Genomic DNA, 18294 nt, shown 5'->3' on the forward strand with positions numbered 1-18294 from the left:
CAATAGCGCTGGATAGAAGCCAAGACAATAGAGGTCATGATTAATGACTACACGGCAGCTCAATCCTAAACTTCAATCTCGATTAGGCATTACTCCAGAACAGCTTGCTGAGTTTTGCCAACGATGGAAAGTGGTTGAACTCGCTCTCTTTGGCTCAGTTCTCAGAGACGACTTTTCCGTGAATAGCGATGTGGATGTCTTGGTCAACTTTGTTCCTCATCATTCTTGGGGCTTGGAGTTTGTTCAAATGCGAGACGAATTAGCGACGCTCTTGCAACGACCAGTTGATTTATTAACTCGTCAAAGCGTTATGAACAGCCATAACGCCCTTCGCCGCCAAGCAATCTTAGATTCAGCAGAAGTTATTTATGCAGCAGCAGTAGGGTGGGCATTGTCCACCTACACTTATGGCTCATCGCTAACGCAATCTGATCGCACTGCGATCAATGCGTGATCATTATTTTGAGGATGAATGCCGCTTTGGCTGGATAGTGGTGGGCATTGCCTACCCTACTCGCTCGCTGAGGTCACAAGACGAGTTTCAGAAATAACCCGGCAGTCATTACTGAACATTTCTTGGCAAGAAATTAATAGAATTTGCAATCGGCTAGTGCATGACTATGATGGTGTTAGTTTTTATATTATCTGGAATATAGTATAATTTAAGGGGTTACTTGTGATTGAAGAGCTGAAATTGAAAACTTCTTTAGAACTGTAATAATGACAGTAGAGTGAGCAATGCCTATTCACACCTATAGCCCATCGCTGAAGCAAGCTGATCGCACGGCAGGAAAAAGCGATCAGGGGTGGATGCCGTTTGGGTTGAACAGTACTGGATATTGCCCACCCTAACTTATCACTCTCTTGCGGCGAAGTACAAGTTTGAAAATGAGTCTTGGTTTCTGATTCGTATAAGACAACTTAAGATTTGAGTATCAGCAATGTATCTCCGCGAATGCCTGATTGAGAATGTTGGCCCAATTACTGAACTGGATATTTCCTTAGATCTTGATATTAAAGGAAATCCTAAGCCGCTAGTACTGGTAGGCAAAAACGGAACAGGAAAGACTATTTTTCTGGCTTATATTCTTGACGCACTAGCAGAGTTGGCAAAGAAGAAGTTCCGCGATATAGCTATAGGTCAGCAGATTGGTCATAGTCCATTTCTTAAGATTTCTAGCGGTGGAGATACGCGCTCCTTATCTGGAATCAGTCTTAGCCTTTTAGAGTTCTCAGATGCAGACGATAAGTTCTGCTATGTAGAAAAAGTAGGTCAAATCAATCTCCAAGACTACATCTCAAAGCTAAGAGGTCGATTCGAGACAGTACAACTATGGCAGGAGAATGAGCCATTTTATAAGGCAGTAACAGGAGATGAGAAGCGGATTGAAACCTTTTTCCAAAACGGATCAGTTGGTTTTTTCCCATCCTCTCGCCATGAGCGTCCTCATTGGTTAAATGTTAGTGCAGTGGAAAACACTTCTCTATTTGGCAGTGAGCAACGATTCTTAGGAGTGTTAGGAAAGCCATTGATTGTTGAACAGGCTGCCGAAGCTAATAGGCAATGGCTAATGGATATTTTGCTTGATTCACTTGTTGATGGAGATATTGTTGTTAGTAGATCTACTGGTGAGGGCTATCCCCAACTTCAATGGCAGCCATGTTCTAACTTATCTGACAAGTTGTTGCTAAAAGAAGGGCGAAAAAATGTTGAATTATTGCTTCGCTCAGTTCTTGAAGATGAAAGCGCTCAATTAATATTGAACTATCGTAACGCAGTATATGGACGAGTTGCAATCTGTCTAGGAAATGGTGTTGTCATCCCGTCATTGATCCATCTCTCAGCAGGACAGGCTTTACTGTTCAATCTCTTTGCTACGATTATTCGCTATGCTGACCGAACAGATCTTCAAAAAAGCGTTATTTTGAGTGAAATTCACGGAATCATCTTGATCGATGAAATTGATGCTCATCTACACGCGGATTTGCAGTACAGGGTTCTTCCTAAGCTAGTTAAACTATTTCCAAAAGTACAATTTATTGTTACCTCCCATTCACCACTTTTTTTGCTTGGTATGGAGCGTGAGTTTGGTGCTGATGGTATCCAGGTGTTAGAAATGCCTACAGGTAAAAGAATTGGTACCGAAAGGTTTGAAGAGTTTCTGAAATCATTTGAGTTCTACCGCCAAACACAAATATTCGAGAATGCAGTCGAAGAGAAAGTGTTGGCAGCGTCTAAGCCGCTAGTGCTAACAGAAGGACAAACAGATGTTGCCTACATTACTACAGCATTAAAGTTATTGGGACATGCTGATCTTCTAGATCAACTAGAAATTGATGAGGTGGGTAAATCGGGAAAGGAAAGTACAAAAGGTGGTGGTCACACCAACTTAGATTCTGCGCGTAAGTTTTTAGAGAATAACCAGAACCGATTTCCTCGACGAGTCTTGCTTCTTTATGACTGCGATACAAAAAAAGAATCTGAAGATACTGATTTACTTTCAAGTCGCTGCATACCCCGAAATATCCATAACAGCAAAGTAACGAAAGGTATTGAAAATCTTTTTCCAGTCGAGTTGTTTGAAGAGAAATTTTACGAGAAGCGCACTAAACCAACAGATTATGGTGGGGAAAGTATCATCAGTACCTTTCAAAAGCAAGAATTTTGTAATTATGTTTGTAAGACACGCAGCCAAAAAGAAGATTTCCTCCAATTTGAATTACTGGTAGTGCCAATTCTTAGGGAGTTTCTTCTTGCTCAAGATCGCAAATTAAATGACGAACTGAGCTGATGCATCGCTAAACTGAAAGAAATTATTCTTGTTTAGTTGATATGAGGTCTAGACTACAAATGAATTGCCTTCCACACTCAGCAAATATCTCCAGAAGCTTGGTTGCCCATCACTCAATTAACGTCAGTTGGAGATAACGATACATTAGCCAAATTGCTAATCTTCCCCTCACCAAGAAGAGCGTAAGTCTCGCAGCTTGTCACACCCATCCAAGGATGGTTACTTCAATTAGGAATAAGAAAAGGGCGGAGCCAAAACTCAGCCCTTTGTCATTTGGGTGGGAATTACTCCTACGCGGTGAAGTACTTCGCGATCGGGTGGTAAGCAACGATCGCCGTGGTGGACTGCTCCGGGTAAAGCTGTTCGCTCTCGTCCATATACATATTGATTCGATCGGTTTGCAGCAACTGCAACTGAATCAATTGATCCTGAATATTCGGACAAGCCGGATAGCCAAAGCTGTAGCGCGATCCCTGATAACGCTGGGCTAAAATGTCCCGCAAACTATCCGGTTCCTGCGCGCCAAAACCCAACTCCCGCCGGATGCGAGCATGTGTCCATTCCGCCAGGGCTTCCGCCGTTTGCACCGCCATCCCGTGGAAGTACAAATAATCGGAATATTGATTCGCCCCAAACAGTTTTTGGGCATATTCCGTGGCAATTTCGCCCACCGTCACCGCTTGCATCGGGAACACATCAAAGATGCCCAACTCCTTCGGTGCAAAGAAATCGGCAATACAAAGGCGACGCATAGAACCTTGGCGCGGAAACTCAAATTGGGCGATCGGCTCCAGGTTGGTTTGCCCCGCGCTGACCGCTTCCGGGTCGTAGATATAGAGCGTATTTCCCTCCGCATTGCAAGGGAAATAGCCATAGATCACTTGCGGTTGCAACAGGTTTTCAGCCAGCACCTTGGCTTTCCATTCCGCCAAAATTGGCCGCACTTTTTCATCAATAAAGGCATCGTAATCCTCGCGGGATTGCTCCTTCGGTTTACGGAATTGCCATTGACCGACGAACAAGGCTTGCAAGTCGAGATAGTTGAACACTTCCTCGATCGCAATGTCCGAGGGATTCAGCAATTGGCTACCCCAGAACGGCGGTTGGGGGCGATCGATATGCGGATCAACCGCTTCCGATCGCCGCGTGTCAATCACCTTCGGTTTCTCGGCTTTGGCGGGTTTCTCAGCCGCATCGTCACCATCCGCCTTGGCTTGGCCATAGCGACCCAGCGCCGCCGGATCATCGGCAAATTCTCCTAAAAAGCCCTGGAAATCATCCCATTGTTCAGCGGCTTTCGCGGGCATCAACTTATCCATAAAGCTGAGATCCGAGAAGGCATCTTTGCCATAGATCACCCGACCGCGATAGGTCTTTTGGCAATCTTCATAGACAAATTTCGGCGTGAGGGCCGCGCCGCCCAAAATCACGGGCACAGTAATCCCGCGATCGTTGAAGGTCTCCAGGTTTTCCTTCATAAACGCCGTCGATTTCACCAACAAACCGCTCATGGCAATGCAATCGGGCTTGTGTTGCTCGTAGGCATCAATGATGTTTTCCACGGGCTGTTTAATGCCCAAATTAATCACCCGATAGCCATTGTTAGTGAGGATAATATCCACCAGGTTTTTGCCAATATCATGCACATCGCCCTTGACCGTGGCGATCACGAAAGTCCCCTTGGCATTGTTGCTGGTTTCGGATTTCTCCATATGCGGTTCCAAAAAGGCCACCGCCGCTTTCATGGTTTCCGCTGATTGCAACACAAAGGGCAATTGCATTTGACCCGAGGCAAACAATTCCCCCACCACCTTCATCCCATCCAACAGATAGGTGTTGATGATTTCTAGGGGTGGATATTGGGTCATGGCCTGCTGCAAGATGGCTTCGAGTCCCAACCGTTCGCCATCGATGATGTGGCGTTTTAGCTTCTCTTCTAGGGAGAGATTTTCATCCACACCCGCTGCCTTTTTGGTGGTGGCTCCTTCAAAGAGTTGGGTCAGTTCGGTCAGGGGATCATAAACACAAACATCCCCCTCAAACCGGCGGCGATCGAAGATCAAATCGCGACAGACTTCCTGATGCTCCGGCTCAATTTTAGCTAGGGGCAAAATCTTAGCCGCACTGACGATCGAGGAGTCCATCCCCACCTGCATACATTCATGCAAGAACATGGAGTTCAGCACCTGCCGCGCCGCCGGATTCAGACCAAAGGAGATGTTAGAAACGCCCAGCAAAATGTGGCAGCCGGGCAGATTTTCCCGAATCAATCGAATCGATTCGATCGTGGCGGCTCCGTTTTTGCGGTCTTCTTCAATGCCGGTGGAAATCGGCAAGGCCAGGGTATCGAAGAAGATTTCATGGGCGGGAATCCCAAACTCCACCGCTTGCCGATAGGCTCGCTGGGCGATCGCAAATTTCTTCTCGGCGGTGCGGGCCATCCCGTCTTCGTCGATCGTCCCGATCACCACCCCAGCGCCGTAGGTTTTGGCCAGCTCTAGAACTTTCAAAAAGCGCTCTTCACCGTCTTCATAGTTGGTGGAATTCAGCAAACATTTGCCGCCGGCCACTTTCAAACCGGCTTCCATTTTTTGCCATTCCGTGGAGTCCAACATCAGCGGCAAAGTGACATTATTCACCAGCCGTGAAACTAACTCCCGCATATCCCGTTCGCCATCGCGACCCACATAGTCCACGTTCACATCCAACACGTGGGCCCCTTCGCGAACTTGAGCCTTGGCCAGGGAAACTAGCCCATCCCAATCTTCAGCGTTCAGCAGTTCGCGGCATTTTTTGGAACCGCTGGCGTTGAGCCGCTCACCCACAATCAGGAAGGAATTATCTTGCTGATAAAGCTGTGTTCCGTAGATCGATGCGGCGGCGGGTTCGTAATGCAATGGGTTGCGATCGAACCGGCCCGGTTCCAGGTTTTTGGGAACCCGAATTTCGCGGGCTTTTGGTTGCAAGGATGCGGAAATGCCGACCAATTCCTTGATGTGATCGGGGCGCGTGCCGCAGCAGCCGCCCACCACTTGCACGCCCCAATCTTCCACGAATTTGTGCAGGGCCATCCGCAATTCCATCGGGGTCAGGCGGTAGTGGGCATGGCCGCCGACGTTTTCTGGTAAGCCCGCGTTGGGAATGCAGGACACCACAAAGGGCGATCGCTCGCAGAGGTAGCGAATATGCTCTGCCATCCGATCGGGGCCGGTGGCACAATTCAACCCCAAAATATCGATCGGGTAGGGTTCCAAAATCGCCACAACGGCGTTGATATCCGTGCCCACCAACATCGTGCCGGTGGTTTCCATGGTCACCGAAACCATCAACGGAATCCGCGATCCTTGCTCGACAAAAACCTCTTCGATCGCATTCAGTGCTGACTTAATTTGCAATACGTCCTGGCAGGTTTCAACAATCAACAAATCAGCCCCACCATCGATGAGCGCTCGGGCCTGTTCCGCGTAGGCCGCTTTCATCGTGTCGTAGTCAATGTGGCCCAGGGTGGGCAACTTGGTTCCCGGCCCCATGGATCCGGCCACAAAACGCGGTTTTTCGGGAGTGGAAAATTCGCGGGTGAGTTCCTTGGCCAGTTCCACGGCCTTGCGGTTGAGGGCATAGGCTTGGTCGGCCAAATCGTATTCCGCCAGGACGATCGAAGTTCCCCCAAAGGTGTCGGTTTCGATCACATCTGCGCCCGCCTTCAGATATTCCCGGTGCACATAGGCCACGGCTTCCGGCTTGCTTTGCACCAAATACTCATTACACCCCTCATACTGCGGGCCGCCAAAGTCATCGGCCGTCAGGTTCTGCGCCTGGAGGAGCGTCCCCATGCCGCCGTCAAAAACGATGACCGGACGCGAAGGGTGATGCAACCGTTCCAAAAAGGGATGAGTCATGGTCAGGGATGGAGCAGCAATTGGAATGCGAATGGGTTGGGGCGTGGCACTGTACTGTTGACCAGCGCGGTTGATTAGCCCATGGGGCCAATGTCCCTATTGTGCCGGATTTGGCCGAGAGGTCTAGGCCCGGCGTGATTTCCACAACCAGGGAGCACCGATCGCCCAGGAGGTCTGAGCAGCCCAAACCGCCACCGGGTGAGCCTCATCAATCAGCAGAGACCAGATGCTCAAGCCCTGGCCCCCAGGACTACGAGGGCTTGGCCAGTCACCCAGGTGACTCCTCAGACCACTCCTAAGACAGTCGCCCTTCAGCGATCAGGGCCTGGTGAATGAAGCTGGCCAGATCGGCGCGGGTGGTGGGTTGGTTGGGATTCAGGCGATCGGGACTGGGTTGCCCTTGCAGGATTTGGCGCTTGAGGGCGGCGGCAATTTTGCCCTGCACGGCGCTGGGAATTTCGGCGCGATCGTCCAGCACTGCCAAGCCTTCGGGGGACTCATCGGGCCAAGCCAGCCCTCCGGCCAGGGCCGCGGCCAACTGCCAACGGGGCACACCCAGCTCGGGGCCAAATCGATCGGCATCCATACCCGAGAGGAACTGACCCCGGTAGGCGCGATCGATCGCCGCCGCCGCCCAATAGCCCGATGGCACATCTTGAAAGACCTTGCCCGATCGCCGATCGCCGGGGTCAAAGGCTTTGACCAACACCGCCGCCAATTGGGCCCGGTTAATCGGCTCATCGGGATGGAACGAGCCGTCCTCGTAGCCGCTGAGAATGGCCTGTGCCGCCAGGGTATTGATGAAGGGGGCGGCCCAATGGTCGGTGATGTCGCTGAAGGCGCTGCTGGCCGGATCACTGTTGGTGTTGTTGCTGCCCAAATCGACAATGTAGGGCGATCGCAGGGCGCTGGCCAGGCCCTTGGTGACCAGGGCTTGGTAAAGGAAGGCGGACACTTCCCCCCGGGTGATGGCCCGCTCGGCTTCCAGGCGGGTGAGGTCGGGATAGTTCACCACCATGCGCCGCACCGTGGCCGTGGCGATCGCATCGCGGGCAAAGTTGGGAATCCGAATCGCATCGCTGTAATAGCTCAAAACACTCAAGGTTCCCCCCGTCAACCCCAGACCATTCACCAGGGCGACCAACGCTTGGGCCCGGGTGAGGTTGGCATTGGGCTTAAAGCTGCCGTCGGGAAACCCTGCCAGCAATCCGCGTCGATAGCATTGGTCGATCGCCCCGGCGGCCCAAAAACTGGCCGGCACATCCCAAAATTTCGCCCCCGATCGCAGGTTAGGCAAACTGGGAAAAGCCTTCACCAACAGGGCCGCAAACTGCCCCCGCGTCAGGTTGGTGTTGGGGCGAAAGGTGCCATCCTCCTTGTAGCCGCTCATAATTTGCCGTTGGATCAACTGGCGAATAAACGCTTCGGCCCAATGGCCCGTCACGTCATCCCCCAGCGGGCCAGGACTGGGGGTTGGGCCAGGACTCGGAACCGGACTGCCGCCGCCCGCCCGTCGCCGGGCCTCCAACACTGCCTTGTAAGCGTTCACCTTGCCGTAGCCAAACCACCGGGAAAACCCGCGACTGTCATAGGAACCGTAGCGAAATCCAAACTGTGGATCGGCGTTGGTGTCCACAATTTTGTCCGCTGTTGATTCCAGAATCTGTTTCACTTCCCGCGCCGTCAGGTTGGGATTCGCGGACAACACCAGGGCCGCCACACCCGCCACCACCGGGCAAGCGCTGGATGTGCCCCCAAAGTCGGCGGTGAAGTCCGTGCTGCTGTAGCCCGCTGACCCCAGGCGATCGGTCGTGAACACTCCGGCTCCGGCCAGGTTGCTGGTTACCTGGGGTGGAGTCAGAATTGCGCCGGTTTCCGGCAACCAAATTCCCGGCGGTGCATTGTTGCTGGGGGCGCAAACGGAAATGTTATCGCCCCAATTGCTGTAGGCGGCTTTGCGGTTCAAGCTGGTGGAAGCGGCAACGGCAATCACGTCCGGATGGGCCGCAAACCCGGACAGCCATTCCGTGGATCCCGACAACACCTTGTTGGGCCAACCCTGCTCATTCACCGTGCCATTCACGGGCCGGTTCGCGTTGCCGGCCGCAAACACAATCACACAGCCTTTGCCGTTGCGGCCCTGGGTGGCGGCTCGGCTGAGGGCCGCTCGCTGCCGGGTGGACAGGGGAAAGTAAATGCTGCCTGGGCCCCAGCTACAGGAAACCACGGCGGCCCCCCGGGACACACACCAATCAAACAGTTCTTCCACCGCTTGGTCATCTAAATAGCCGGTGGTGCGAATGGGCATCAAGGCACAACGGGGAGCCACGCCCACAATGCCGCTGCCGTTTTCTTCGGCCACGGCAACCCCGGCGCAGGCGGTTCCGTGGCTGTCGTCCCGCGTGCCGGGCAGGGGGTTAAAGTCGTTGTCTTTAAAGTCTTTGGGGCTGACAATTTTGCCGGTTCCCTGAAAGTCCGGGTGGCTGAGGTCGATGCCATCGTCGGCGATCGCGATGATGATGGATCGATCGCCCCGGGTAATGTCCCAGGCTTTTTCCGCATCGATGTGGGAACCGGCGGTGATGCTGCTGCCCCCGTTGTTTTGCAAATACCACTGGGAACTGTAAAACCCATCCCGTGGCCGGTAGAAGGGCTGGCTTTCGAGGATGGCGTTGGGTTCGGCGCTCAGAACGGCCGGATTTTCCAGCAGGGTGTTGGCAATTTTCAGGGGGTTGAGGGGCGTTCGATCGCTCAGGCGATAGATAAACGCATTGGGAATACCGTCCAGGGGTTTTACCAACACCAGCCCCAGGCCTTGGGCGATCGCATCCACCGCCTGGGCCACCAGGGTGGGATGGAACACGATCGTCACCTCATCCCCCAAATAAACCCTTGTGGCCCCCTGGCCTTGGTACTGGTAAACATGGCTCACGTAGTCAAAGGCTCCCGATCGGCGAGCCTCATCCATCACCGAATCCAACCGGGCCGGAGCCACCAGCAACTCCACCAGGGACACGCCTCGCCCCAGAGGTCGCACCTGGGTTACGTCCGGCAGACGGGTGGGATCGATCGGCTGGGCGGCTTTGGGGCGCACCACGAAGCGATCGGGCACTTTTTCTAGGAGGACTTCATCTCCGCCCCGTTGCAACACCAGGCCCAGAAACTGGGGCGGCACACCAACGGCCCCCACAGAGTCCAAATCGGACGGCACGGGATGAGAAGAAGGTTGCAAATCCGCCACGGGGAATATCTCCTGAAACAGGCTGGAAACAGGCTGGGAAGCAGATTGCCCTGAAGACGACAGGGGGGTCATCGACGGCGACGGAAATCAGCCAGCCAGAATGGTCAATGCCGCCACCAATCTAGGCTGATCGGGCGCGGAGGGGCCCAAGGGCGATCGAACCTTGTCGTAGAATAGAGCCGATTTGACCAAAGTAATGGATACAAGCCTCGCCCTTAGAGAGTGGCTTGATCCCAGTCGCGGGCGGGCAGTCCGAGACTCAAAACGGACGCAGAGGCCAGCGTGAATCCAGTTCGCTGGTGGCGGCCCATGAAGCGTCAACCCATGGTCTAGTCGAGCAACCTCGGTTGCTTGGTTAGCACCAGAACCCCCACGCCTTTGGGGTGGGGAGGATGTCAAGCGGCTCCTAATCAATCCACCCAGCCCATGCTAGCCCTTCGATTCCCCCGGTTGCTGCGTGTTGTTTTTCCCCTGTTGGCAGTTGCCGCGCTGGCCCCCAGCGTGCGGGCCCAAGAAACGAATTTGCCCGATGCCACGCCAGCTAACCCTGAACCGGCGGTGGTTCAAGCAACGGGACTGTTGAGCATGGCCGGCGGTCAACGCTTGATGGACGAAGCTGCCCGCGCGATCGAGTCCCAAAACTACGGTTTGGCTCAACAGCGCTTGCAGCAAGCTCGACAGGTGTTTAACCAGTTGTCGAACTTCCATCAGCAATTGTCTGGTGCATTTTCCGCGATCGACAACCGCATTTCCCAAGAACAGCGCAAGAACGCCCTTGAAGCGGCCCAAATGCGCGATTTATCGACCTATCAGCTTGCCTTGGTTCACCGGGCCCAAAATCAACCGGAATTAGCCATTCCTCTGTTGGTGCAGATTGTTTCGAGCCAAAGCCCCACGCGAGATTTGGGAACCAAGGCTTATCAACAACTGGCGGAGCTGGGCTTCATCAGTCCGGGGGCCCTGCGTCCAGCGCCCGCACCGGCTCCCGCTGCCACACCTCGCTAGTTGGGGTAGGGACAATTGAGCCGACCGCCAGCCCTCAGCAATCGGCAGCGCTGGTTCCAATCCCAGTGGCTGGAGGTTGATCGGGCCCTGCGAGACGGGGCCACGTTGGCCCAACGACGCGATCGCCCTTGGTGGGATCAGTGGGTCTTGGCGGGCCGGCAGCGCGAGTTGCGGGCGGCCCGCTCGGTTTTGGGCTGGCTGGCGGGCGGCATTCCTGACCCATCGATCAATCTGGATCCAACCAATCTGGATCCAACGAATCGGGGCGGGAGCGGCTGGGATCCAGAGGACGATACGGCATCGTCAGCATCGGTGCTCAATTCGCCTTTGGGTCGATCGGCAACGCGCCCGATTAACCGCTCACCAACGCAACCGGCCAATTCAGCCGCTAATCAGGCTGCGGGTGGGGCCAATCCATCGGCCAATGCGCCACCCAATCGCCCGATCGGCTCCGGAGCGATCGACTCCAGCCGTAATCCGCCCCCGCCTCCTGAGGATCCGGCGAGTGGTTCCACACCAACCGCCCTAGACCTGACCCTTTGGCGATCGACTCTCTTTGACGATGCGGTGGCCCGGCTGACGGTCGATCGACTGGTGAATTTGACCGGTTCCCCCCTGGAAATTGAAATTTTGCATCCCGATCGCCGTCGGGAACTGTTGGCCCTGGTGTTGCGGCGGGTGGAACGGGGTCTGGAGGAAGTGCGCCGCGATCGACTGCGGGGCGATCGGCTGCTGGCCCAACAGGAAGCCTTGTTGCAAACCTGGTGGGTTCAGCTTCTGGATGACTTTTTAGGCGACTGGCTCACGGAGCGCTCAACCCTGCGATCGGGCAGTGGGGCCTTGCGGCTCCAACGCGATCGATTGCTTCAGGATTGGCCGATCGTGGCCACAGACATTCTGAATCGCGCCGTGGAATTGGGCCCCCTGCTAGAACATCTGCTGTGGGGTCTGCCCCTAACGGTGGATGGGGTGACGGTGGAGGCGGGAACCGGGGCCGCCCTCGATCGGGCCAGTGCCCTGCTTCACAATCTGGTGCTTTGTTTGGCCTGCGCCGTGGTGCAACCGGTTTTGAATCGCTATGGCGATCGGGAAGGCCTGAAGCTGGCCCTGTTCGATCGGCGCTGGTTGCCCACCCGGGAAGTGGAACGGTTTCGGAATGACCTGGCTTGGAAATATCGAGTGCAACGCTGGGTCAGCGAACCCAAAGCCATCTACGAAAGTCGCTATTGGCTGCTGACGGCCAGCGATCGGGGCATTGTGGCCCTGCCGGTTTATGCGCCCCGCAACCAGGAGTGGCGGGCCCTGTCTGGTGTGCCCTTGGGGGTCACGTTGCTGATTGAAGCCCGCGACGCGATCGCCCCTCGGGTGCGGGCCACGGTCACCCTGGCCGGTCGTGGGGCCCTGATGGTGCTCCAGGCGATCGGCCGAGGCCTCGGCTTCATTGGCCGCGGCATCATTCAAGGATTGGGCGATGCGCTCGATCGCCGCAAGACTTGATGGATCGCGAGTCAAGACTTTTCTTTGGGGCTGCCAGATGGGCATTGCTCCCCTGCGACCCAACGCCCTCGATCGCTCGCCTTCGAGGGTTATCACTGACCCTGATCGGCTAATCCGACACAATCTTCAGCAGCCGCACAAACAGCACCCCCAACAGGGCATAGGTCAGCATCGCCACGATCGCATTCAGATCCAACGCATTGAACTGACCAAACCGAAACACCGGGAATAACGTTGAAAAGGGGCCAATGTAGGGACTGGCCAAAAACTCAATGCCCTGAGCAAAGGGACTGCGGGGATTCGCTCCCGTCAATTGCAACAGGAATCGCATCCCAATCAAAATTTCCAGGGCCACAATCAGGTAATAGGTTCCCTGTTGCACCCGCCGCAACACCTCATTGCGCCGTGCGATCGCCATTTGCCGGGCCTCTTCCCGCAAGCGGCGCTCCTCCGCCCGCAACTGCATTTCATAGAGCTTGCGGGCGTAGTCTTCGGGGGGCAGTTGGTCACCCGGCAGGCTATCAGCGCCCGGTTGAGAGGGGCGATCGTGAAACGGATTGCCGTTGGTGCTCATGGATTCGGGATCAGGCCCTAAAAACAGCGATCGAATCCATGCAATCGTTTTGCGGCTCCGTCGTCAAGCGATCGCCCCTCCGAATCCATGATCCACGCAGCGGCCATTGGCTCGGCCTTAAGCCAGCCTTAGGCCAGGTCAAACAGCAACAGCTCCGCATTCTCGGAAGCCGTAATTTCCACCTGCTCCAGGGCCGTGATGGCCGCCGCGTCGCCCGCCTCCAGCGTCACCCCATTCAGGGCGATCGCCCCACGAGCCACCTGCAACCATCCGCCACGCTCAGGGCTGGCAAATTGATGCACCACCCGATCGCCCGCCGCCAACGAGCTGGCAAAAATCAGCGCATCCTGATGAATCGTCACCGAGCCATCGCGACCATCGGGCGAAGCCACCACCCGTAACCGCCCCTGCTTGTCTTCCGGCGCAAAGAACACCTGCTCATAGCCCGGTTGCAAGTTGTTGCGATCGGGCAAAATCCAAATTTGCAACAGGTGCAGCGGCTCCGAATCCGACGCATTAAATTCGCTGTGCAAAATGCCCGTTCCGGCGCTCATCCGTTGCACATCGCCCGGCCGAATCAGGGAGCCGTTGCCAATGCTGTCCCGGTGCTCCAGCAACCCACTCAGCACATAGGTCACGATTTCCATGTCGCGATGGCCATGGGTGCCAAACCCTTGCTTGGGGGCAATCACATCCTCATTGATCACTCGCAACGTCCGAAATCCCATGTGATTGGGGTCGTAGTAACTGCTGAACGAAAAACTGTGATAGCTATCCAACCAACCGTGATTGGCATGGCCCCGATCACCCGATCGCCGAATCGTGATGTTGCCCGCAGCGGTCGGGGCGATCGAGGCAGCAGCAGAAGACGAAATAGTCATGGCTCAATTACTCCACTGTTCAACCTAATCAAACCCTGCAAAATCCAGAAACGCAAAACTCAGAAACGCAAAATCCAGCAATCAGCAAATCACATCAACAACCGAAACCACCGGTAACGCCGATTCACCTCAGGATCATGATCTGATCAGCCTCTGACTACAGCCTTTACCTAAAATAATTGGCACGTCATATCGCAAATGCCATGAATCAACGGTTCGGTGGGCACTGCCCACCCTACAGGTAACTGATCAGCCTTTGACCATTTCAATGCACCGAAAAATCAGCCATTTTCACCGAATTTGAGTTCTAACCAGCCACCAGCGGCTGATGGGAACCATCACAGAAAGGTGAATTTTGAGTTTGCTTGCAATTACAAATCGCGACCTTCTTCGTTTCTGTCACCTCAAAGGCGAAGGGCGTGAAACTCGTTCCCCGGTGGGATCCATCGCAGAATTTCTTAGCAGCCGATCGACCACAAGTACACCAGAAATATTTTCCCGGTGTCAGTTCAATCACTTCAGGCTTTGTATCAGCAATCACAGCCTCATTAGGAGCAGTCATGCTTAAAACTCTCTCTCGGTTCAGTAAACTAGGCGATTGAATTGATCCTAGGGGCTTCCCTTGGCAGCAACAAGTACGCACAAAAAAGTGCGGTAGTTACCAAAAAGAAACCACCCGGCCACTCAATCAACTCAATCAACCGAATTAACTAATTCAATGAAGAGACCTAAGAATAGGAAAAGCTTGAGAATATTCTTAAGTCAAAATTCAATTTTAGATTTTCTTGAAAATGCAATTTCTAAGTGCAATTTCTAAGTGCAGTTCTTCAGCATAATTTCTAAAAAACTCAAGCGAGTATTCAAAAGCATATTCAAGAAACATTTCAACCATCAACTTGAAGAAATTGATCTATATTGCTTTTGATATGGTTTGCTATGGCTTCCTTCGCTGTATGAGGATCGATCGCCCATGATTACCCCGAATCCAGCACCCACCACAGGCTTCACGCGCCTCAGTTGTGCCGTTGAGACAACACTCAACATTATTGATGGGCGATGGAAAGTCCTGATTTTGCGCGAGCTATTTGCAGGAACCATGCGCTTTGCTCAACTGCGGCGAGCACTTCAGGGCGTGACGCAAAAAATGCTGACCCAGCAGTTGCGGGAGTTGGAAGCCGATGGCATTGTTCACCGGCAAGTTTATCCAGAAGTGCCGCCCAGGGTGGAATATTCCCTCACGCCGCTGGGCGAATCCCTGTGGTCAGTGCTGGAAGCGATGCACAACTGGGGGCTACACTATCAAACCGCCCAAGGCATCGCTGATCATCCGGTTCATGGGGAACCAGCATTGCCACGTTTGCCGATCGACTATGGTGATCCAGGCTATGGCGCTCAAGACTTAGACAATCAAGACTCTGGCGATCGCGATCTGGATGCTCAAGACTCGATCGATTAGTTCACTCGATTAGTTCACTGGGTTCAGATAGTTCTCAGATAGTTCAAGGTGCTGAAACCGTTTTTATAGCCCCGAATCGATCGGGTGAACCAAAATTTAAGCCCCTAAAACACCCAGATTTCAGAATACCGAAATTTCAGAACACCAGAGCCTAGCACGCCCGATCATAATCAAAGGTTGGCTCAATGGTTTTCCACTCAGCCAACCCCTAATTCAAGATCATTATTCACAGACTAAAGCGGCAAGAGTGATCGCTGACAGGAGGGACAAATAGCGTGGATGGTTAACTGGCAATCGAGCAGATGGTAGCCCTCTTTTTCCGATTGCTTAATTCCCATTTTCAAAACCGAATCGTTCTTGAATTCGATCGTTTTGTTGCACTTAACGCAAATTAAGTGATGGTGATGATGGGGATAGGGCTGATTCAGTTCGTAGTGCTTGTGGCCTTCTGCTAATTCCAGTTCGCGCAAAATGCCCATGCGCGACATTAATTTCAGAGTTCGATAGATCGTAGAAAGGCTGATGCCTTGGTCTTGCTCTTCAAGCAAGTGATACAGATCTTCGGCGCTGAGGTGGCGACCTTCGGGCAGATCCTTAAAGACATTAAGGATCACTTCGCGTTGGGGAGTCATCCGCCAACCGCGCTCGTTTAACTCGGCTTTTAGGGACTGTGGTGTGTAGGAAAACATAGGGGTTGGCGAGGTTTGACCTGAAGCGTTTCCCTCTGCCAAATGGTAACAGGTACAAATGAGCATTTGCAAGAAGCTCGCATTATTGAGAATAAATCTTAAGTCGAGTTTTAGGGAATGGGTCGCTGGGGTCTTCCCGGGCCGATCGCCCTGACGATCGGGTTGACCATCAAGTTGTTGAGGGGTGGGGCTTTAGGGCGATCGCGCCGGAATCGGGCCGGGTCAATTGGGGGCCGATCGCCCCTTTGCAAAAGTTTATAGATCCCGAGGGATCAGAGCGATTAACTTGCGATTAAGGGCTGCAACCACCCTGTTTAAATGCAGATCTTTGTAAATATGGGCGCGATCGGGACGCTAAAGCGACCAAAAAGGAGAAATTGCAGCGATCGCGCTGGCCATGGCTGGTGAATTGGCCGCCGAGGCCTGGGCGATCGCCCGGATTGATTCAGGAGGGGTTCAAGTCCCGGAATTTGGCTTGCTTCAGTTGCTCATACCGAGCTTGGAGCGATCGAAAGTTGTGCTGAATGAGGGGAAACAGCTTGGACGGAAAGGGTTCGTTTAAATCCATTGGGTTCACCCCGCGCATGGATTCGATCGATCGCACAGCTTTGTAAATTGCCACATGTTTCAGATATTTCAGCAATTCTTCAATCAACTCTTGGCTATTCTCTGCCTGTTCAGCTAGGTGAATTTTGGATTCGATGATTGCGACAATTTCATCGTGATTTTTTAAAATAAAGTCCCGCTCAATAATTTCTCCGGCAGAATCCGGCAACGCATGATCTCTTGCGCCCAAAGTGGCGATTCGCTGCCACATGGCGTTATCTTTTTCAAGGCGTAAGTAAATTGGCCAATAGAATTCGGAAATTTGGCGCTCCAAGAATTCCAGTTCCGCTTGATGACGAGCCAGCACAATTTCTTGTTCTAATTCGGCAACGCGCTGTTTCTGCTGATTTTCTAAATCGACTAGGATTTGGCGCTGGCGATATTTTTCATTAATGTCACTTTTGAAAATTTCAAATCGCTTGTTTAACCAATAACCGGCAATCAGCACAATGCCGCCAATGAGCACCTTATCAACAACCAGTTCAATGAGTTTTTCAGAAAGGGCCATGTTGATGATGCTCCGTTGGCAATTTCAAGCTTTTTTAAGGGGAATTCTTGAGAAACTATTTGATTAGATTTGATTAGAAAAATCACCTTGAAAAATTGATTCAAAGAACAACAACCGCAGGGGCGAGGGGCTTAAGCCCCTTATCTTTGGTGATTGTTAGCCCCTTGTCTTCAACGATCGATCAGTCAGCAGAATCATCATTTAGGCTCCTCAAACACACTCACTCAGCCGGAGCAGTGACTTTGGGTAAATCCGGATAGGAACACCAGTCACTCCAACTGCCAGCGTAGAGACGAGCTTGGGGCAGTCCAGCGCGGGCCAGGGCCCACAGGTTAACGCAGGCCGTCACGCCGGAACCGCAGTAGACGATCGGGGGCGGATTGGGGGGCAAGTCCTGAAAGTGGGATTTCAGGGAGGCGATCGAGTGGGCGCGGCCTTCTGGGTCGCAAACCTGCACCCAAGGATAGTTAATGGCTCCGGGAATGTGGCCAGCTACGGGGTCGATCGGCTCCACTTCGCCGCGATATCGAGCGGGTTCTCGGGAGTCAATGATGGTTCCTTCTGCCAACCGCTGGGCTTGTTTGATGGTGTCGATCGAGGCCAGCAGTTCCAAGCGCGGGCGGGGCACAAACTGACGGACGATCGGGTGGCTGGGTTGGCTGGTGGTGGGCAAACCAGCTCTTCGCCAGGCCGACCAACCGCCATCCAGCAGCACCACTCGATCGTGGCCCAAATAGCGCAACAGCCACCAGAACCGGGCCGCAAACCCAAATTGGGAATCGTCGTAGACCGCAACCCACCGATCGGCATCAATGCCCCAAAAGCCCAGTTGATCCACCAGGCGATCGATCACCGGCAGCGGATGCCGACCGCCATGGGGGCCAACGGGCCCAGACAAATCCCGCTCCAAATCCGCATAGACCGCGCCGGGAATGTGGGCAGTTTGGTATTGCTGTTGTCCCAAGTTGCGATCGCCCAAGGAAAACCGACAGTCCACCACCACCCAATCCGGATCCGACAGCATTGGGGCCAACTGTTCCGGAGAAATCAGTTGCTCCAACAGCAATTTCGCGGTCATGGTTGAGTTTTCCATGCTGAACCCCAGGTCATTCGCCAAAACAAGGCATTTGCCAGAAATGGCATTTG

At 53.6% G+C, this 18294-nt stretch carries 14 protein-coding genes and 1 pseudogene; 7 read left to right on the forward strand and 8 right to left on the reverse strand.

All coding sequences use genetic code 11. The features are described from left to right. Positions 1-43: 43 nt before the first annotated feature. The 3 genes from H6G52_RS03630 (at position 44) to H6G52_RS03640 (ending at position 2792) form a co-directional block, all read left to right on the forward strand. Complete coding sequence (locus H6G52_RS03630; RefSeq protein WP_190526489.1) at positions 44-454, forward strand: nucleotidyltransferase family protein; 411 nt, start codon at positions 44-46, stop codon at positions 452-454. 18 nt (positions 455-472) lie between these two features. Next, on the forward strand, positions 473-661 hold the full coding sequence (locus tag H6G52_RS18995) for a HepT-like ribonuclease domain-containing protein (RefSeq protein WP_190526491.1): 189 nt from the start codon (positions 473-475) through the stop codon (positions 659-661). Between the two features lie 280 nt (positions 662-941). Next, entirely contained in the window at positions 942-2792 is a 1851-nt protein-coding gene (locus tag H6G52_RS03640) for an AAA family ATPase (RefSeq protein WP_190526493.1), read from the forward strand. A 290-nt stretch (positions 2793-3082) separates the two neighbouring features. Here the strand turns inward: H6G52_RS03640 and metH are convergent, their stop codons facing one another. Both metH and H6G52_RS03650 read right to left on the reverse strand, forming a co-directional pair. Beyond that, the gene (gene metH, locus H6G52_RS03645; RefSeq protein WP_190526495.1) at positions 3083-6691 is read right to left on the reverse strand and encodes a methionine synthase; all 3609 of its coding nucleotides are present in this window, start codon (positions 6689-6691) and stop codon (positions 3083-3085) included. Between the two features lie 295 nt (positions 6692-6986). Continuing rightward, a complete protein-coding gene (locus H6G52_RS03650) occupies positions 6987-10004 on the reverse strand; it encodes an S-layer homology domain-containing protein (RefSeq protein ID WP_190526497.1) in 3018 nt (1005 codons plus the stop codon). A gap of 354 nt (positions 10005-10358) precedes the next feature. Between H6G52_RS03650 and H6G52_RS03655 the strand changes: the two genes are divergently transcribed. Both H6G52_RS03655 and H6G52_RS03660 read left to right on the forward strand, forming a co-directional pair. Next, positions 10359-10937: a hypothetical protein gene (locus tag H6G52_RS03655; RefSeq protein ID WP_099531474.1), complete on the forward strand. Its 579-nt coding sequence runs from the start codon at positions 10359-10361 to the stop codon at positions 10935-10937. Positions 10938-10952: 15 nt separating this feature from the next. Next, positions 10953-12434 carry a DUF3685 domain-containing protein gene (locus H6G52_RS03660; protein WP_190526499.1) on the forward strand — a complete coding sequence of 494 codons (1482 nt, stop codon included), beginning with the start codon at positions 10953-10955 and terminating at the stop codon, positions 12432-12434. A 109-nt stretch (positions 12435-12543) separates the two neighbouring features. Here H6G52_RS03660 and H6G52_RS03665 read toward each other — a convergent pair whose 3' ends face one another. The 3 genes from H6G52_RS03665 to H6G52_RS03675 all read right to left on the reverse strand — a co-directional run bounded on the left by H6G52_RS03665 (position 12544) and on the right by H6G52_RS03675 (position 14451). Further along, positions 12544-13008, reverse strand: a complete 465-nt coding sequence (locus H6G52_RS03665; protein ID WP_190353521.1) for a YggT family protein — start codon at positions 13006-13008, stop codon at positions 12544-12546. 128 nt (positions 13009-13136) lie between these two features. Then, complete coding sequence (locus H6G52_RS03670; protein ID WP_099531471.1) at positions 13137-13889, reverse strand: pirin family protein; 753 nt, start codon at positions 13887-13889, stop codon at positions 13137-13139. Positions 13890-14196: 307 nt separating this feature from the next. Continuing rightward, the gene (locus H6G52_RS03675) at positions 14197-14451 is read right to left on the reverse strand and encodes a CDGSH iron-sulfur domain-containing protein (protein ID WP_099531470.1); all 255 of its coding nucleotides are present in this window, start codon (positions 14449-14451) and stop codon (positions 14197-14199) included. Positions 14452-14859: 408 nt separating this feature from the next. Between H6G52_RS03675 and H6G52_RS03680 the strand changes: the two are divergent. Then, positions 14860-15189 (forward strand): annotated as a pseudogene (locus H6G52_RS03680) (winged helix-turn-helix transcriptional regulator); the annotation flags it as partial. A gap of 389 nt (positions 15190-15578) precedes the next feature. On the opposite strand, the gene H6G52_RS03685 reads toward H6G52_RS03680, so the two are convergent. After that, entirely contained in the window at positions 15579-16034 is a 456-nt protein-coding gene (locus tag H6G52_RS03685) for a Fur family transcriptional regulator (protein ID WP_099531468.1), read from the reverse strand. A 117-nt stretch (positions 16035-16151) separates the two neighbouring features. On the opposite strand from H6G52_RS03685, the gene H6G52_RS03690 reads away from it, so the two are divergent. Continuing rightward, positions 16152-16295 carry a hypothetical protein gene (locus tag H6G52_RS03690; protein WP_190526501.1) on the forward strand — a complete coding sequence of 48 codons (144 nt, stop codon included), beginning with the start codon at positions 16152-16154 and terminating at the stop codon, positions 16293-16295. Positions 16296-16479: 184 nt separating this feature from the next. Here H6G52_RS03690 and H6G52_RS03695 read toward each other — a convergent pair whose 3' ends face one another. Both H6G52_RS03695 and H6G52_RS03700 read right to left on the reverse strand, forming a co-directional pair. Beyond that, entirely contained in the window at positions 16480-17148 is a 669-nt protein-coding gene (locus H6G52_RS03695) for a hypothetical protein (RefSeq protein WP_190526503.1), read from the reverse strand. A gap of 220 nt (positions 17149-17368) precedes the next feature. Continuing rightward, on the reverse strand, positions 17369-18226 hold the full coding sequence (locus H6G52_RS03700) for a sulfurtransferase (RefSeq protein WP_190526505.1): 858 nt from the start codon (positions 18224-18226) through the stop codon (positions 17369-17371). Between the last annotated feature and the right edge of the window lie 68 nt (positions 18227-18294).

This window comes from Limnothrix sp. FACHB-881 (assembly GCF_014698135.1).
In the GTDB taxonomy this organism is placed as follows: Bacteria; Cyanobacteriota; Cyanobacteriia; order CACIAM-69d; family CACIAM-69d; genus CACIAM-69d.

Coding starts and splice junctions, on each gene's coding strand:
- H6G52_RS03685 (WP_099531468.1), bottom strand. CDS start 16,034: ATGTTTTCCTACACACCACAGTCCCTAAAAGCCGAGTTAAACGAGCGC.
- H6G52_RS03650 (WP_190526497.1), bottom strand. CDS start 10,004: ATGACCCCCCTGTCGTCTTCAGGGCAATCTGCTTCCCAGCCTGTTTCC.
- H6G52_RS03640 (WP_190526493.1), top strand. CDS start 942: ATGTATCTCCGCGAATGCCTGATTGAGAATGTTGGCCCAATTACTGAA.
- H6G52_RS03670 (WP_099531471.1), bottom strand. CDS start 13,889: ATGACTATTTCGTCTTCTGCTGCTGCCTCGATCGCCCCGACCGCTGCG.
- H6G52_RS18995 (WP_190526491.1), top strand. CDS start 473: ATGCCGCTTTGGCTGGATAGTGGTGGGCATTGCCTACCCTACTCGCTC.
- H6G52_RS03695 (WP_190526503.1), bottom strand. CDS start 17,148: ATGGCCCTTTCTGAAAAACTCATTGAACTGGTTGTTGATAAGGTGCTC.
- H6G52_RS03665 (WP_190353521.1), bottom strand. CDS start 13,008: ATGAGCACCAACGGCAATCCGTTTCACGATCGCCCCTCTCAACCGGGC.
- H6G52_RS03655 (WP_099531474.1), top strand. CDS start 10,359: ATGCTAGCCCTTCGATTCCCCCGGTTGCTGCGTGTTGTTTTTCCCCTG.
- H6G52_RS03700 (WP_190526505.1), bottom strand. CDS start 18,226: ATGACCGCGAAATTGCTGTTGGAGCAACTGATTTCTCCGGAACAGTTG.
- metH (WP_190526495.1), bottom strand. CDS start 6,691: ATGACTCATCCCTTTTTGGAACGGTTGCATCACCCTTCGCGTCCGGTC.
- H6G52_RS03675 (WP_099531470.1), bottom strand. CDS start 14,451: ATGACTGCTCCTAATGAGGCTGTGATTGCTGATACAAAGCCTGAAGTG.
- H6G52_RS03690 (WP_190526501.1), top strand. CDS start 16,152: ATGGGTCGCTGGGGTCTTCCCGGGCCGATCGCCCTGACGATCGGGTTG.
- H6G52_RS03630 (WP_190526489.1), top strand. CDS start 44: ATGACTACACGGCAGCTCAATCCTAAACTTCAATCTCGATTAGGCATT.